A 16,296-nucleotide genomic window follows, 5' to 3' on the forward strand; every position below is an offset into this window, starting at 1 on the left:
CGTCAAATTTTAACGATTAAACGGCATTTTTAGTAATGCTATTATGCCTGCATTATCGTTTGTTGCAGGGTAGTCTTTTTGGCCTATGGCAATATCTTCATCAGGCTTGGTTGCACGGCTTTTAAAACTGCCAAATAGTTTGTCCCACCACGATACGCTGAAGCCAAAATTGGAATTAGACTCTGCTTTTAGCTGGCTATGGTGAATGCGATGCAGCCGCTGGGTAATGAAAACCTTGCCTATTCTGTCATCCCACTTCTGAGTCAGTCGAATATTTGCATGGTTAAATAAGGCAAACCCGTTCAAACCCACTTCGAAAATAACAATTGCAATAGCAGGTATTCCAAAGGTGGTAACCACCGCCGCTTTAATGAATAAGCTCAACACGATTTCGATAGGATGGAAGCGAAGCCCTGTGGTGGTATCGACGTGACTGTCCGCGTGGTGCATTTTATGAATACGCCATAACAGTGGAATTTTATGAAACAGCCTATGCTGCCAATAAATCACCATGTCTAATAGTAATACACAAAGGGCGATAGCAACCCAATGGTTCATATTCACGTTGTTGAACACACCTATGCCCGCGTTATCTCCCCATAGTGCTACCCCCACTAAACTGGCAGGCAGTACCACTTTTGAACACAGCGCACCTAATACCACCATACTCAAGTTACCTTTCCACCGGCTGGCGCGCCCCAATACCGATTGCCTCGCTGGCAACCATGCTTCTAGCACCGCCATTATCGCGAATATGCCTAAAAATAGACTAACTCGAACAAATACAGTGTTATCCACTATGACTTCTCTTTATCTTTGTTACTACAGTAGTCATCAATACCTTCTACGGCTTTAAGCGTAGTGAAACCACTGTAAACTCGGGTGATGATGGTAATGCCACACGCGGACGCGAAAACATAAGCCAACACCGGAAAATACGCCGGCCATATACAAAATGCTAAAAACAAGAGTATGGTTTCGGTGCCTTCGGTAAGCCCCTGCATGTAATAGAAGCTCTTATTCTTAAACTGCGGTTTTTCAATATTAAATTTTTCAGCTGCTACGGCGAAAGCCAAAAAACTACTGCCGGTTCCTACAAACGCGGCCATTAGCACTAACGCAGGTACGCCCCATTCAATAGGATTTGCAACACCAAAAGCTAACGGCACTGCTGCGTAAAATAAAAAGTCTAAACAAATATCTAAAAAGCCACCTGCACTACTGCTACTTTGCTGAAAGCGAGCAAGTTCGCCATCTATACCGTCGAATACCCTATTTGCAACAATGCATATAAAAGCCAATACCCACCACCCATTGATAATGGCAGGAACCGCCAACATACCAATAACAAAACCCGCCAAGGTAACTTGATTCGGAGTAACGCAGGCTTTGCTAAGCGCCACTATCATAGGCCTTAACAGCGGCTTTATATAAGGCGTAACTTTAGCATCTAACATGTTTCTATCTCTATTAAGTGCCCTTGGGCAGCTTCTACGTCTTCACTGTCGTGAGTAACTAATAAGGTTGGTAGGCCACGCACTTTGAGTTGCCCGAATACCCAGGTTCGCATTTGAGTTTTGGTGGCAGCATCTAACTTACTAAATGGCTCATCGAGCAACACCACACTCGGTGCCGCAGCCAAAGTTCGTAACAAAGCGATACGCGCTTGTTGCCCGCCTGATAAGGTCTGTACGGGTCTGTGTTGTAAATCGTTAAGCCCTACTTCGGCTAACATTTCACTAACCCGTTGCTCGCGCTGCGCTCTATTAAGCGCACTAGAAGGCAATGCAAACGCAATATTTTGCCCAACAGTCATGTGTTCAAAAAGCAAAGGATCTTGGTATAGCACACCCACCCCACGTTTGTGAGCTGGCATGTCATCAATGCACCTATCATTAATGTATATACTTCCTGTCATGGAAAAAGGCGCAGTTAACTGCCCGGCAATCGCGTTTAATAAGGTCGATTTGCCAGAGCCGCTTGGCCCCATGATAGACAGCACTTCGCCAGGGTTGATTACTTCATCGAGTGAAAGCAAGGTATCTGTGTATCGAAACAAACTCACCTTATCTAACTTCAAGGTCATAATTTCGATTTCCTTGTTTGCAGAAGCGTGTAGCGCCCCATGGGGTTAAAACAAATTGTGGGCAGCCACCACGCCAATACAAAGCCTAATAGGGGCATTAGCATTTGTACTATCACATACACCGCAGTTAACCGAGCACTACTGCCCGATGCTGCTGCCACCGCTTCTGTGGTAACGGTAGCAATACGTCCACCGGTACTCAGTAAGGTGGGCAAATACTGGCTAAAACTAATGGCAAGCCCTAATGCAAAAGCCACCAGCATAGGGGCAAACAATAAGGGTAATTTTATTTTCAAAAATACCTGCCATGGTGATTTACCCATACCGTAGGCAACTTGAATATATCTAGGGTCGAACTTACGATAGGCCACAGCCAAAGAAATAAATACATAAGGCAGCACATATACAAGATGGCTAATGAATAAATGAAACCACACTGCCTCGTTAAAATAAGCTAATTGAAACCACACTAAGCCATATAGGAACGCCACGCCTGGCACTAGCAGTGGTAAAAACAAAGTAAGTGACAGCAACGCTCCTGCCCCCCCATTAAAGAAAGGCGAGGGTTTGCTTTTAGGCCCGTTATTCCCACTAAAGGTTTCTGCCTCTAACGCTAAGGTTGCGACTATTACCGAAAAGCCGCTCACTAACACAGCAAGTAATACGGTATTGTTAAAAGGTTCGGCCAGCGCAACTAGCGTGGTTTGCCAATGCAGCAAGGTTAGCCCTTTTGGTAAAACCGCAGGAAATTGCCAAAAGGTGGCAAAAGACCAGAGTAATGTGCTGATGATTATCGATACTATCAGTAGGGTATATAAAGACACTACGCCGTAGGCGACTATATCGCTAAGAGTTTTCCCTGTATGACGACGCCCATTTGAATAGAAGCGAATCTGTGCATGCTTTGCTACTTTTTCACCCATAATCCATACACTGATAGCGGCTAGGGTTACAGCTACTTGTAGCAGTGCAGCAGCCGACGCCTGAAAGCGCATCGACAAATCGACATGATTGAACCATTGCACTACCGCCACGGCTAGCGTGGGTGGGTTATTGGGCCCTAACAACAAGGGTATTTCTACATTTGCCGTGGCGTATGCTAGTACCGCCAATATAGGTAAACGAACTTGGGGATACACAATGGGGAAAATAACCTTAAAGAACAGGGTTACCGGCGAGTAGCCTAGCGCCGTCGCGCTATTAAAATAACCATCGAACTTACGTTTAACGTGTGGCTGCGACATCACACTTACTGCCATTAAAAACACAAACGGTAGTTCTTTAAGTGCCAACGCAATAATAATAGATATACCGTAACTGTCGTACGGAAATGCCCACGTCGGCGGCAATAGTACACTGGCGCCACCTACACTTGTTGCTTCACTTAACCCTATACTACTAAGTATGTTACTCACATTTGCAACAATGCTCGAAAAGAAGCCTGAAGGTGAAAGCACAAACAACAGCGCAATGGCCGCAGCCGCATGGGGCAAGACTAATAGCGGACTTAGCCAAGTTTGTAGCTTATTTAAATAGGATGACCGGTAAAACACCGCTAATAGCAAAAAGGCACTCGCAACGGAAATTATAGTGGCTAATAAGCCGGTGAAAAACGATAACAATGCCATTTTACCTATACCATCTATGGCAAATAACTGAGCAAACACACTTAAGGTAAAATGATGAGCATCCAGTGCCGGAAAGTAACCAAAGGCAGGTAACACCACACCAACTAGCCCCGCCAGTACCGGTAGGCTTAACAGCAAAGTAAGTAACGCACGCACGCTGAGCGTTAGACGTTGGAAAAGCGTCATGTTGCGAAGCCAATGAGTTCGTGAAAGCATCGACATTAGAACCGCTCACCATAACGTGCAAACCACGCTCGACGTATTGCATCTGTCCAACTGCTATGGGGTTCAGCAAAAAGTGGCACTGTATTTTCTTTATTTAGCGCAGAAGCATGGTGCGATGTAGATTTAAACAACGCTTTATCGTTGGCAGAAAGCAGTGAGAAGTCGAGTACTGAATCATCACCCCACACTGTTAATTGCTGCTTTTTCGCTTGAGCCTGAGGAGATAATAAAAAATTCACCACTTGCTTAGCGGCAGCGACATTTTCGGTGTTATAGGTAATGCCGATAAAATGCACGTTCGCTAAGCTGCCGTCTTGCATCGCGTAGGTGCGGATGTTTTTAGGTAAATCAAACCGGTTGACCGCACTCGGTATTTCGGCGGCGGTAAACGAAAATGCCAACAGTAATTCGCTAGCTCCCATTAAACGTTGAAGTTGCGAAGCTTGTCGCACCATATAGTCCCCTTGTTTATACATAAGAGGGTGCAATGTATCTAAGTATTTAAAAAGCGCCGGGGTGACTTTCGCCAGTGCAGTGTCGGTTACCGGCTGATACAGCAAATATTGATGTTCTTCATTTAACGCTATAGCCGCATATTTTAAAAAGCTTATGCCTAAATAATCGTTCGGTAATGGGTAGGTAAATCGACCTGGATATTGTTTGGCGAAGGTAAGTAATTCGTGAACGTTCAGCGGGGGCTTTTCTACAAAATGATTATTATAATAAAACACCATAGATGCCTTTCCCCACGGTGCCTCTTGCCCCTCGGTAGCTATGCCAAAATCGGTGATCATGGCAGGGTTTCGAGACGGATTTGTGAGTGCAAAATTAGGGATGCTGTCTGCCCAGTCTTTTAATAATAAATCGTGGCGTTTCATGGCAGCAAAATTTTCGCCATTAATCCAAATTAAGTTCACGCTGCCTTGGTTGTTGTTACCCGCCGCTTTTTCAGCAAGTACCCGAGATACCGCATCGCTGGTATCGGCTAGTTTCACATGGTTCAAGGTAATATTGTATTGGTTACTTACTTGCTGGCCAACCCACTGAATATACCCATTCACTTGGGCACTACCGCCCCACGCATGAAACTGCACTGTAGGCGAATCGCCTAGCTTTTGATTAGAAGCTGGTGATTGATTTTGAGGCTGGTCTTTTAGTCGAGTGCTTGTTTGAACCTCAGGGTTTATTTGACCTAGCGATTGTGCAGCCTCCGATCCATAAGCTAACGCCGTTGCAAGCATGGCGACGGCTATTGCGGTAAATACGGTTTTTAAGAGGCCTGTCACTTGAACTGCTACATGAATAACTGATTGTACATTTACAGTCGATCTTGGTTTTACAGTTAAGGTAGTAAATAGGCACAGTGGCGTTAGACGAAACAAACTGCCTAACGCCGCTAAGATTAAATTACTCTTGGTCATTCAATGCCCAGTTGTAATCCAAAAACTCAATTTCGCTATTACCAGACATAATCGCTTTTATGTCATCGTTATCAAGTGACTTACCATCGTTGAATGATAATGCACTGCCATAATGAGCAAGAAACCCATTGAGGCTTGATGAATCACGCCATTTCATTTCGAAGTCTTCTTTATACCAACTGAAAATTTTCGAAATGTGTAGCGTATTCCCTTCGTAATAGTTGCGGCTATTGTCAGATAAAAAACGAACAGTTTGCTGTTCTAATTGTTCATCTAACTTAGCGCCCACATAGGCTTCTTCACGCAATGCAGGGCAACCAATACTGGCGCAGTTTACCGCAAAGTGAATTCGAGGTTCGTTATACACACCCTTTTCACGAATAAGCCCGTGTTCTATATCATCAAGGCTACGTTTTTTACCCAGTAACACAGCAAACTCTTGTTTCCACGGTGACGAAAAGAAACCGCCGATATCACGAATAGAGGTTAAGTCTGGGTAACGGGTTAATATTAAATCGATGGTATACGCATTGTACGCATTAATTAAAAACGCTAACTGCGTGTTTTTATCCCACCGATCAAACGTATCTTGTGACACGGTTGATAAGCTTTTCAAATAAGCAGCAAGTTCAGTTTGCGACGATTTAAAGCCCGCATAATTAACCTGTGTGCTGGTGCCTTTTGAGCTTATACCTTGCGAGGCCGCGTCTCCATCAGCACTGGTAACAGGGTTAATAGGCACAACGTATTTAGCTAACATTGCTGAAAAGGGTTGGTGTAGAGAAGCTTCAGCGTGAGCTACCACTGGCATAACCAGTAGTAACGCACCCATTACAGATGAAATTAACCTTGACGCTAAAGTTGACTCTAGCGCTGGTTTTTTTAGCTTTATCGCATTCAAAGAAAACATAATATTTACTCGCCCATTAACCACGACGCCAAGTGTGGAATTTTTCCACGTAGCTTAGTAATTTTTCTGGCTTATTAGCACGTTTCCAAGTACCTGCGGTGTTTTTAGCGCCTTCGGCCCACGTTGGGTACGCGTGAATAGTGCCGAGTAACTTGTTTAAGCCCAAATCGTGTTTCATGGCTAATACAAATTCCGCAAGCAAATCACCAGCGTGTTCAGAAACAATGGTTACCCCTAAAATTTTGTCTTTGCCCGGCGGAGTAAGTACTTTAATGAAACCTTTAATTGCGCTCTCAGCGATGGCTCTATCAAGTTCTTCAAACTCGTAGCGAGTTACTTCAACTTCAATACCCTGCTCTGCTGCATCGTTTTCATTAAGACCCACTCGTGCCACTTCAGGGTCGATGAATGTTGTCCACGGAATAACACGGTAATCAACTTTGAATTTTTTGAAGGTACCAAATAAAGCGTTCACCGCGGCATACCACGCATGATGTGCAGCAACATGGGTAAACTGATACGGCCCTACTACATCGCCCGCCGCAAAAATATTTGGCATCAAGGTTTGTAAGTATTCATCGGTCTCGATTGTGCGATCAAACTGAATGCCTAACTCCTCTAAACCGAAGCCGTTAAGACGTGCTTTACGCCCTACCGCCACTATGACTTCATCGTATTCAATAGCGCTTTCTTTGCCGTCTTTGGCGACCACAAGAGTTTTACCGCCGTCTTTATTTTCAAAACGAAGGGCGTCGTGGCTGGTTAATACGTTCACGCCACTATCACGAAGTACGGCTTCTGAAAATTCAGCCACTTCCTTGTCTTCTCGGCCCATAAGGTGCGGTGCACGTTCAACTTGAGTGACTTCACTGCCCAAGCGCGCAAAGGCTTGTGCTAGTTCGCAGCCAATTGGACCGCCACCTAATACAATCATTCGTTTTGGCGTTTCTTCTAGCTCAGCAAAACGGCTCCACAAAGTATCAGATGTAACATAGCCGCTCTCTTCAATACCTGGCAATGGTGGTACAAACGGGCTCGCGCCTGTTGCCACTACAATGCTTTTGGTAGTTAGGGTTTGCATGCCGCCGTCGTTTTGCTTAATTTGTACCGTCCAAGGGTCGATAATTTTTGCGTAGCCTTTTACCACATCTACCCCTAAACCCGTATAGCGTTCTACGCTGTCTACTGGTGCAATAGTGGCAATAACGTTATGAACGCGTTGCATCACCGTTTTAAAAGACATGGTAGGTTCAACACCGTGCAAACCGTAATTTTCAGCATTACGCATCTGGTTGGCTACTTTGGCAGTTTTGATGAGGGCTTTACTTGGTACGCAACCGTAGTTCAAACAGTCACCGCCCATTTCACCGGCTTCCACTAGCGTTACTTTTGCTTTTACCGCTGCAGCGATATAACTGGTGACTAAGCCACCCGCGCCAGCACCAATAACAATAAGGTTTCTGTCAAATTTAGCGGGTTTTTTATAGCCTTTGTAAACGCGGCGACGTTCAACAAATGCCACAATAGCCTTAGCAATCCACGGGAATATACCGAGTAATACAAACGATAAAATAAGCCCTGGCGATACAATACCCGACAGGCTGTCTATCTGCGCAAGCTGTGTACCAGCATTCACGTAAACCACGGTGCCAGCCAACATACCGACTTGGCTTACCCAGTAGAATGTCCATGTTTTAATGGATGTTAATCCCATTAATAGATTAATCAGGAAGAACGGGAATACGGGCACTAAGCGTAATGTGAACAAGTAGAACGCGCCTTGTTTTTCAACGCCTTCATCAATCTTTTTAAGCTTTTCGCCAAAACGCTTTCTTACCGTATCGCGCAGAATAAAGCGTGCCACTAAAAAGGCTACAGTAGCCCCTACGCTTGAAGCAAAAGACACAATAATAAAGCCTTGCACCAGCCCAAATAAAGCACCTGCAGCTAAGGTAAGAATGGCCGCGCCAGGCAACGACAAAGCCGTTACTGCCACGTAAATAGCGAAGAAAACACCAATACTTACAAGTGGGTTTTCTTCAATTTGTTGTGTGAAGGTATCTAATGAGCCTTTCAAACCTTCAAGGGTAAGATAGGTATTTAAATCAAAGTAAAAAAAGCCAATGACGGCAGCCACCAATACGGCGACAAGAGCAATTTTCTTAAACATAGTTTATCCTTTAATTGCGCTTAAAACGCGTATTGCATAGTGAATTGAACGTGACGCGGCGTGTTCGGCATCGCTAAGGTAGCGCCAAAGTAGCCCCCCTCAAACACAGGTTGCCAGTTCTCTTCATCGGTAATATTAATTACATCGACACGAAGGCGCATATCATCAGTAATTTGATAATCCGCGTTCACGTCAATATTGATTTGATCTCGTATAAATACGGTTTGTAGAAAGTCGAGTGGAAACGACTTTGTATACAACGCCGAGGCACCAACTTGTAAATCATCGGTAAGTTGCCAGCCCGCATTTAAAGAAACTATCTGTGACGGTATACCTTGCACTAATGAGTCAGATGGAGCAAAAGCCGCAAAAGAAGGCGAACCGACACCATTTCCGTCAATGATATCAGGTCGGCTATCGTCAAAAGCATCGGCGACTTGCGCGGTATCTTGGAAAGATGCTGAATCATCGAAGCGTGCATCTAAGTAACTGTATGCCGCATTTACCCAAATATCTTGCCCTTGGTAGAATACTTGTAGCTCTGCGCCTTTTGTTTTCACGCCACTGTTACTGCCATCACGGTTACGTAAGCTACGAGTCTGATCAAACACTGATACCTCACCATACCAATGACTATCAGGAGAATACTTTAGCCCTACTTCATAAAGGGTATTTTCAGTGGCAAAGTTTAGCGGGTTTATTTCGTTGGCACTGGTAAGTGTGGTGCCACCTGCCATGCTATTGGATGTGGCATCATTTTCTGACCACGCCACATAAGCATTGAGTGATTTCGTTAGCTTATACACCGCACTTAGTTGAACGCTTTCAAGTATATCGTTATAAGTGTCAGAAGCCGCAACGACACCTTCAGGAGCAAGGGGATCTCGCGCTTCTACATCGTAATAGTCGAACCTAACGCCGGCTATGGTTGAAAACGATTCTGTCCATTGAGAGCGCTGCTGAACCGCTAAGCCAGTTTGCAGAGTGGTTGAATCGGTGGTATCAGATAAATTGTAATCCCCTGCACCATCGCCATCTACATCGTACTGTCCACCAGGTGAAACAAATAAACCGGGGCGAAGCTCAACCAAGCGGGCTTTTTGTGCATCGGTTAACGGAATTACTCGATTGCTTAATGGGCCAGTTAAATCTACTGGGCTGTCAGCTTCAGTCGTAAACTGGCTGTATCCTAAAACATCGTTGTAACGCAGTGCAAAACCGAATGTGGTAGTTTGCTTATCGTTCCAAACCACATCTAATTCAGTGCGATTCTCGAATGCATCAGCACCATCAATAATCTCTACAAAACTATTTTGTGCAATTTCTTCACGGGTAAGGTGCTGATAGTACGTCATGTTTCGTAGTACAAGGCTGTCTGAAAACTGATGAGTTAAGTTGCTTCGTAGAACGGTAGACTCAGCGCCATTAACATCATCAGGATGGGTATAAACTTGGCTGCGTGGAATAACCACTTCACCCGTAGGCGAAATAATAGCGCCAGCACCAGGTACGGTACTGCCATTCGCTTGTACACCTTGGCCTGTTATATAAAGGTTGTTATCAATTAAGTTTTGCGTGGGGCGATTAATACCTGCAATATCGGGGTACTCGGCATCATAATACTCTGCACTTATATCCCAAGTTGTAGCATTGCTTGGTGTGTATCTATACGCAATAAACAGGTTTTTGCTTTCTCGCGCTGCAAAATCAAAGAAGCTATCGTGATCTAACCATTCAGCGCTTACACGAATACCACTTTTGCCTTCTTCAATGGCAGTACCATAATCAAGCTGCGCTGAATATTGTTCCCAACGCCCAGCGCGAAGTGTGATTTTACCTTCACTGCCTACTGTTGGCGCAGCTTTGGTTTGCAGGTTTACAAAGCCACCATTTCGCTGTGTGCTGCCAAAGAGCACGGGAGATGGACCTTTCACTACATCTAATTGTTCAACACTGTTGAACGAAACCGGTAAACCAAAACCGTTGTTACCTGACTGACGACGTATACCATCTTGGAATAGCTCCCCCAACTGGCCACGAATACTAGGCAAGCTAGGCGTACCAAAACCGCTGGATGCATAGGCGTTCGGCGCGGCTTTAACAATATCATGTAAGGTATTGATGTTTAGCGCATCCATAGCTTCAGCCGATAAAGACGTTACTGCTCGTGGCGTATCGGCTGCGGACATGCCGGCGCCAAATAATCCACTTAGCGTATTGTCACCAGGGTTTAACGGGTTTAGCGCTTGCTGGTTTCCAGTAACCTCAACAACTTCTATGTCATTTGCATCAATGGTATCAAGCTTGTCAGCTTGCTGAGCTTGCAGCCCTTGGCTTACAGATAGAGCCAGTGCACTGATGGCAAGCCCAATATTATTTTTCATTCGTATTTTTACCTTACAAGATTGCTTACTCGACAAGACCGACACCCGGCTAAAAATATTTCATAAGCATTTTTATTTTTTTTCTATGAAAGTTTTTGAAATTTAATATGAAAACGCCCGTTCTTTATCGCTACACAAATAAATAGGAGTTACAATGCAATCTCAACAAACCACTGATATTTCTAATCGCCTCAGTTGGTCTCTACTCGCCCTTCGTGTTTCTGTTTTCATTGTTATGTTCGTATGGACATTAGACAAATTCGTTAACCCTGCACATAGCGCAAAGATATTTGAACATTTTTATTCAATTGGTGGCGTACCAGAGACGGCCGTGTACATTTTAGGTGCATTCCAGTTGGCATTGGTCCTTGCTTTCCTTGCCGGTATTGCAAAGCGTTATTCCTACGGCTTGATTTTCTTGCTTCACGGCGGGTCAACCTTGTCATCATTTCCGCAATACTTCGACGCTTTCAACAACATGCTGTTTTTCGCCGCATGGCCAATGTGGGCGGCATGTTTTGCCCTTTATCTACTAAGGGATGCTGATACTCGTTTTGCGTTAGACAAATAAAATATCGCCAATAGCTTACACGCCGCCGGCATTTTAGATAAATATTTACTTATATATAGCAGGTTTAGTTCATTTTGGCAGTAGTATAAAGCTGCTGCCATTCTGTTTCTTCCACTGGCATTATTGATAACCTCCCCCCCTTTTTCACCAACCCTATTTCTGTAATAGTAGGCATTGCCTTGATGACAGATAGCGGCAATACGCTTTCAAACTTTTCTACAAACTTTACATCTACGCGAAACCAACGCGGGTTTTCTGGCGTCGATTTAGGGTCATAGTAGTTGGACTCTGGATTAAACTGAGTTTCATCTGGGTAACCTGCTTTTACCACTTCTGCGACGCCTGCAATACCTACTGTTTTGCAACTTGAATGATAGATAAACACTTGATCACCAATAGCGACCTTATCCCGCAAAAAGTTCCTTGCTTGATAGTTACGTACCCCATCCCAAGGCTCAGTTTGCTCAGGCCGTGTTTTTAAATCATCAATGCCGAATGCATCGGGTTCTGTCTTAAATAACCAGTAAGCCATACATTTTCTCGTTATTATCCTAATTGATATAGCAAAGCAGTATAACAAAGGCGTTGAATTTAACGACAGCGCTATACCTAGGTTGCTGTGTACTGGTATAATAGGCTTTCGGTCTGCAATGTTTATATTCGCTTTGGGTGATTTATACGCGCTTTAGGCAATTTATACTTGCAATTAGCAATATGAACTATGATGTACTGACCTACTTAATTCTTTTTTTTCTCTGCTATATGTGAACCTTATGCAAGCCACCATTAAGGCCGATCGCGGTCTATTTTCCTACCCTAAATATTGGCCGCACTGCCTTGGTACTGCGCCGTTTCTTCCCATGTCTAAAGAGGAAATGGATGCCCTAGGATGGGACAGCTGTGACGTAATCTTAGTGACTGGCGATGCGTATGTTGATCATCCTAGCTTTGGTATGGCGGTAATTGGCCGTGTACTTGAAGCGCATGGTTTTCGCGTAGGTATTATTTCTCAACCTGATTGGACGAGCAAAGATGCATTCATGACGCTGGGTAAACCGAATCTTTATTTCGGTGTTACTGCGGGCAACATGGATTCAATGATCAACCGCTACACCGCAGATAAAAAGCTTCGCCACGACGATGCTTATACACCAGGTAATGTTGGCGGAAAGCGGCCAGACCGTGCGGTTACCGTATACGCACAACGTTGCCGTGAAGCCTTTAAAGGCACCCCAGTGATTGCCGGCGGTATTGAAGCAAGCTTACGCCGTATTGCCCATTACGATTATTGGAGCGAAAAGGTACGTCGTTCAGTATTGTTCGACTCAAAAGCCGATATGTTATTTTTCGGCAACGCCGAGCGCCCATTAGTTGAAGTCACCCACCGTCTAGCGGCCGGTGAAACTATTAGCGAGATGCGCGATATTCGCGGCACCGCCATTATCGTGAAAGAGGCATTACCGGAATGGCAAGGGGTAGATTCAACCTCGTTAGATCGCCCCGGTAAAATTGAGCCCATCTCAAGCCCTTATCAAATGGAGCCTGAGTGCGACTCGCAAGATAAAGATAAAGCAAACAGCGAAGCGCCAGAAGCTGCGCCAATCGTGATACAACCACCCACGCGCCGCAAGCCTTGGGAAAATGTATACGTTAAGCTTCCAGCTTACGAAACGGTAAAAGACAACAAAGTCTTATATGCCCATACATCACGTATTTTGCATCAAGAAACTAACCCCGGCTGTGCTCGTGCATTAATGCAGCGCCATGGCGACCGACATATTTGGATAAATCCACCCGCCATGCCTTTGGAAACAGAGGAAATGGATGCGGTATTCGACCTTCCGTATCAGCGTGTGCCCCACCCTGTGTATGGCGATGCCACCATCCCCGCGTATGATATGATTAAGTTCAGTATCAACATTATGCGCGGGTGTTACGGCGGTTGTACCTTCTGTTCTATTACAGAGCATGAGGGCCGAATTATTCAAAGCCGCTCTGAAGACTCAATTATTCGCGAAATTGAAGAAATTCGCGATACCGTACCTGGGTTTACCGGCGTTATCTCAGACTTAGGTGGCCCTACCGCAAACATGTACCGTTTGCGCTGTAAGAGCCCGAAAGCTGAGGCCACGTGTCGTCGCCCGTCTTGTGTATACCCTAGCATTTGCGCGCACATGGACACCGACCATAAACCGACTATCGATTTGTATCGTCGTGCTCGTGAATTGCCCGGCGTGAAGAAAATTCTTATCGCTTCTGGTGTACGTTACGATTTGGCGGTGGAAGATCCTGAGTACGTAAAAGAATTAGCCCTGCATCACGTTGGCGGCTATTTAAAAATAGCACCAGAGCACACCGAAGACGGCCCATTATCGAAAATGATGAAGCCGGGAATGGGCAGCTATTACCGCTTCAAAGAGTTATTCGACAAATACTCTCAAGAAGCAGGCAAGAAACAGTACCTTATTCCGTACTTTATTGCCTCGCACCCAGGCACCACAGACGACGATATGTTGAACTTGGCGATTTGGCTGAAAGAGAATAAGTTTAAGCTTGATCAAGTGCAGAACTTCTATCCTTCACCAATGGCAACGGCGACGACTATGTACCACACCGAAGTAAATTCACTTCGTAAGGTAACGAAAGACAGCGAAGACGTGCCTTCCGCGAAGGGTGAAATACACAGGCGTCTGCACAAAGCCATGCTTCGATATCACGACCCTAAAAACTTCGCGCAAATTCGTGAAGCCCTTAAACGTATGGGCCGTGAAGATTTAATAGGCCGTGGTGCACAGCACCTAGTGCCACCAGAAACCGCGGATGAGAAACGTAAAAAAGCGGCGAAAGGTAGAAATGGGGAACGTGCGTTAACGAAGCACACCGGTTTGCCGCCAAGTTTTCAACGTAAAGGTCGTGGTAAAAATAATGCCGCTGGTGCATCTGCTGAAAATAGAGGCGGAAAAAATAGCGAACAAAACCGTGGACAAAATACGCCTAGTTCGCAGCGAAGAGGGAAACCAACAGCAAAACGCTAGGTTCCCCTATCGCTAAATACTAGCGGTTTGTACCTTATTTCTTGTAAGCACTTTTTGTCGGCACAGCAATACCTTTGCTGTGCCACTTAAATACCACAAAGATTAAGTCTACATCTGAAGTATTTTTTACTCCGTGTTCATCCCAAGGTGCGGCGTACAACATATCACCCGTGTTTGCCTTAAACACTTCACCTTCTACGCTCCACTCCCCACTGCCCTGTGTTACTAATAGAAACTCTTCGTCACTGTGTTCGTGGGGTGGGTGTATTTCTACGCCAGGTTTAATCACTGCCATACCCGCCAATGATTGGCTTGTGCCAAAGGTTTCATCGTTGTGGTAGCTGTAAAATATCCAGCCCTCACCTTCATCAATGGCTGCATTAGCCTGTGGGATAACCTGTGTTTTGAAACTATCTTCAGAGATTATTTTGTCGGTATCATTCTTATTAATCGCAAGAGTATCTGCCATAAGAGCAGTAGAGAAACTGCCTAAAACACATAAAATAACAGAAAGCACTACAGGTAAATTACGCTTCATTCATCATCTCCCTTTGGTAAATTTGCTTTGTTAATCACCGCCACATGAGGAGCAGTTAGGCTGCTAATGTATAGCATATCCGTCGTTTCTAACACCCCTGTTGTAAGCGGATAATGTCCAGTTGGGTCTTGCAAGTCACGCGTCACTTTGCCTTGTTCGTTAATTTTTATTACATGGCCGTAGGCTTTTGCTTTAGGGCGCAGTGAAGCAGGCAGTCGCTGTACCACTTTACGTAAAAAGGGAGAGTTTGATAAATCGTCTAACGAGGCGGAACGAGGCGACGCAAACCCTACCCAATAATCACCGTCTGGCGCTGTGGCAATATTATCGGGAAAGCCAGGTAAGTTATCGATAAACACTTCAACCAGACCTAATTTAGGCCCAGCAATGAAGTAACGTAACACGCGGTAGCTGCCTGTTTCGTTGATTAAAACATATTGCTGGTTTTGGCTGATGGCAACCCCATTAGCAAAAATTAACCCGTCCATTAATACAGTAGTAACTTGGGTATCTGGATTGTACGCTAACAATCGGCCATGTCCCTTATGCTCTAAAATCTCTAACAAGCTGCCGCTAAGGGTTCCGCCATAGGCTTTAGCACTAAATTTGGTGGTGGCGTCAGAAAAATATATCATGCCATTTTTTGCCACATCTACGTCATCAGCATACACAATGGCCGTTCCATCAACGCTGTCTGTTAACAAGGTGATATCGCCCGAGGGTGAAACTGAAAGTAAGCCTAGAAAGGCATCTGCCACAATAAGATTATTATTGGCATCGAACTCCAAGCCTAGCGGTCGCCCGCCAGTGTTTACCCAAGGTGTAAAGTGCGTAGCGTTAGGCGCTAACAGTAAAATGGCACCAGAATGCGTTGCAGTAGCAATAGAGCCATCACTTCGCAGTGCAAAATCCTCGGGACCGAATTCGTTGCCAAGGGAAAGGCTATCAAAAAGAGATAGTGAATCGTTAGTAAGGTGAACGCCGCTATAACCGCTATCTTCTGGAGCATCCCAAGCTACAGGTTCAACCGGCACGGGCCAAAACAGTAAATATCCCGTCACTGACAATAAAGCGATGATTAGTATAATTCGCATGCGCTACCCTTTTTAATTCCATCTAAATGTAGAACCGTAGCAATAGCATGTTCTTACCCTAGGGTTAAATTCAGATTGGTGATTATTCAATATGTTTAAACGCTATAGGTAGATAAACCATTACAAAACAATGCCCACTAAGTAGGTGAATGAACCTTTATTAAACGGGCAAGTTATTTGGTTAAGAAGAAAGTAAAAATGAGGATGGAGATACCTATGAAGGGTGAAATGAAG

At 44.8% G+C, this 16,296-nt stretch carries 13 protein-coding genes; 2 read left to right on the forward strand and 11 right to left on the reverse strand.

Annotation, left to right across the window (positions count from 1 at the left end; all coding sequences use genetic code 11):
• Positions 1 to 9: 9 nt before the first annotated feature.
• The 8 genes from AV939_RS11025 to AV939_RS11060 are packed head-to-tail and all read right to left on the reverse strand — an operon-like array spanning position 10 to position 10,824.
• Complete coding sequence (locus AV939_RS11025) at positions 10 to 798, reverse strand: sterol desaturase family protein (RefSeq protein WP_057791501.1); 789 nt, start codon at positions 796 to 798, stop codon at positions 10 to 12.
• Positions 798 to 1,457, reverse strand: coding sequence for a CDP-alcohol phosphatidyltransferase family protein (locus AV939_RS11030; protein WP_057791499.1), 660 nt, complete (start codon positions 1,455 to 1,457; stop codon positions 798 to 800). The genes AV939_RS11025 and AV939_RS11030 overlap by 1 nt, the downstream gene beginning before the upstream one ends.
• Complete coding sequence (locus tag AV939_RS11035) at positions 1,451 to 2,086, reverse strand: ATP-binding cassette domain-containing protein (protein ID WP_057791497.1); 636 nt, start codon at positions 2,084 to 2,086, stop codon at positions 1,451 to 1,453. The genes AV939_RS11030 and AV939_RS11035 overlap by 7 nt, the downstream gene beginning before the upstream one ends.
• The gene (locus AV939_RS11040; protein WP_231751114.1) at positions 2,083 to 3,936 is read right to left on the reverse strand and encodes an ABC transporter permease; all 1,854 of its coding nucleotides are present in this window, start codon (positions 3,934 to 3,936) and stop codon (positions 2,083 to 2,085) included. The genes AV939_RS11035 and AV939_RS11040 overlap by 4 nt, the downstream gene beginning before the upstream one ends.
• The gene (locus AV939_RS11045; RefSeq protein WP_231751115.1) at positions 3,936 to 5,360 is read right to left on the reverse strand and encodes an ABC transporter substrate-binding protein; all 1,425 of its coding nucleotides are present in this window, start codon (positions 5,358 to 5,360) and stop codon (positions 3,936 to 3,938) included. The genes AV939_RS11040 and AV939_RS11045 overlap by 1 nt, the downstream gene beginning before the upstream one ends.
• A complete protein-coding gene (locus AV939_RS11050) occupies positions 5,347 to 6,270 on the reverse strand; it encodes a DUF547 domain-containing protein (protein ID WP_082746096.1) in 924 nt (307 codons plus the stop codon). Before AV939_RS11050 ends, AV939_RS11045 begins: the two co-directional genes overlap by 14 nt.
• Positions 6,271 to 6,286: 16 nt before the next feature.
• Positions 6,287 to 8,440 carry an FAD-dependent oxidoreductase gene (locus AV939_RS11055; protein ID WP_061997649.1) on the reverse strand — a complete coding sequence of 718 codons (2,154 nt, stop codon included), beginning with the start codon at positions 8,438 to 8,440 and terminating at the stop codon, positions 6,287 to 6,289.
• A gap of 20 nt (positions 8,441 to 8,460) precedes the next feature.
• A complete protein-coding gene (locus AV939_RS11060; protein ID WP_061997650.1) occupies positions 8,461 to 10,824 on the reverse strand; it encodes a TonB-dependent receptor in 2,364 nt (787 codons plus the stop codon).
• Positions 10,825 to 10,978: 154 nt separating this feature from the next.
• Here AV939_RS11060 and AV939_RS11065 point away from each other — a divergent pair, with 154 nt between their 5' ends.
• A complete protein-coding gene (locus AV939_RS11065) occupies positions 10,979 to 11,395 on the forward strand; it encodes a DoxX family membrane protein (RefSeq protein WP_061997651.1) in 417 nt (138 codons plus the stop codon).
• Positions 11,396 to 11,459: 64 nt separating this feature from the next.
• Here the strand turns inward: AV939_RS11065 and AV939_RS11070 are convergent, their stop codons facing one another.
• Positions 11,460 to 11,927, reverse strand: coding sequence for an EVE domain-containing protein (locus tag AV939_RS11070; protein WP_057791489.1), 468 nt, complete (start codon positions 11,925 to 11,927; stop codon positions 11,460 to 11,462).
• Between the two features lie 241 nt (positions 11,928 to 12,168).
• On the opposite strand from AV939_RS11070, the gene AV939_RS11075 reads away from it, so the two are divergent.
• The gene (locus AV939_RS11075) at positions 12,169 to 14,430 is read left to right on the forward strand and encodes a YgiQ family radical SAM protein (RefSeq protein ID WP_061997652.1); all 2,262 of its coding nucleotides are present in this window, start codon (positions 12,169 to 12,171) and stop codon (positions 14,428 to 14,430) included.
• 34 nt (positions 14,431 to 14,464) lie between these two features.
• Here the strand turns inward: AV939_RS11075 and AV939_RS11080 are convergent, their stop codons facing one another.
• Positions 14,465 to 14,968 carry a cupin domain-containing protein gene (locus AV939_RS11080; protein ID WP_057791485.1) on the reverse strand — a complete coding sequence of 168 codons (504 nt, stop codon included), beginning with the start codon at positions 14,966 to 14,968 and terminating at the stop codon, positions 14,465 to 14,467.
• A complete protein-coding gene (locus tag AV939_RS11085; protein ID WP_061997653.1) occupies positions 14,965 to 16,062 on the reverse strand; it encodes an SMP-30/gluconolactonase/LRE family protein in 1,098 nt (365 codons plus the stop codon). Before AV939_RS11085 ends, AV939_RS11080 begins: the two co-directional genes overlap by 4 nt.
• Between the last annotated feature and the right edge of the window lie 234 nt (positions 16,063 to 16,296).

Source organism: Alteromonas sp. Mac1 (assembly GCF_001562125.1).
In the GTDB taxonomy this organism is placed as follows: domain Bacteria; phylum Pseudomonadota; class Gammaproteobacteria; order Enterobacterales; family Alteromonadaceae; genus Alteromonas; species Alteromonas stellipolaris.

What these genes read in the sequence shown, in the direction of transcription:
- AV939_RS11070 (WP_057791489.1), bottom strand. Translation starts at nt 11,927, where the DNA reads ATGGCTTACTGGTTATTTAAGACAGAACCCGATGCATTCGGCATTGAT.
- AV939_RS11030 (WP_057791499.1), bottom strand. Translation starts at nt 1,457, where the DNA reads ATGTTAGATGCTAAAGTTACGCCTTATATAAAGCCGCTGTTAAGGCCT.
- AV939_RS11045 (WP_231751115.1), bottom strand. Translation starts at nt 5,360, where the DNA reads ATGACCAAGAGTAATTTAATCTTAGCGGCGTTAGGCAGTTTGTTTCGT.
- AV939_RS11065 (WP_061997651.1), top strand. Translation starts at nt 10,979, where the DNA reads ATGCAATCTCAACAAACCACTGATATTTCTAATCGCCTCAGTTGGTCT.
- AV939_RS11055 (WP_061997649.1), bottom strand. Translation starts at nt 8,440, where the DNA reads ATGTTTAAGAAAATTGCTCTTGTCGCCGTATTGGTGGCTGCCGTCATT.
- AV939_RS11080 (WP_057791485.1), bottom strand. Translation starts at nt 14,968, where the DNA reads ATGAAGCGTAATTTACCTGTAGTGCTTTCTGTTATTTTATGTGTTTTA.
- AV939_RS11050 (WP_082746096.1), bottom strand. Translation starts at nt 6,270, where the DNA reads ATGTTTTCTTTGAATGCGATAAAGCTAAAAAAACCAGCGCTAGAGTCA.
- AV939_RS11040 (WP_231751114.1), bottom strand. Translation starts at nt 3,936, where the DNA reads ATGTCGATGCTTTCACGAACTCATTGGCTTCGCAACATGACGCTTTTC.
- AV939_RS11085 (WP_061997653.1), bottom strand. Translation starts at nt 16,062, where the DNA reads ATGCGAATTATACTAATCATCGCTTTATTGTCAGTGACGGGATATTTA.
- AV939_RS11060 (WP_061997650.1), bottom strand. Translation starts at nt 10,824, where the DNA reads ATGAAAAATAATATTGGGCTTGCCATCAGTGCACTGGCTCTATCTGTA.
- AV939_RS11075 (WP_061997652.1), top strand. Translation starts at nt 12,169, where the DNA reads ATGCAAGCCACCATTAAGGCCGATCGCGGTCTATTTTCCTACCCTAAA.
- AV939_RS11035 (WP_057791497.1), bottom strand. Translation starts at nt 2,086, where the DNA reads ATGACCTTGAAGTTAGATAAGGTGAGTTTGTTTCGATACACAGATACC.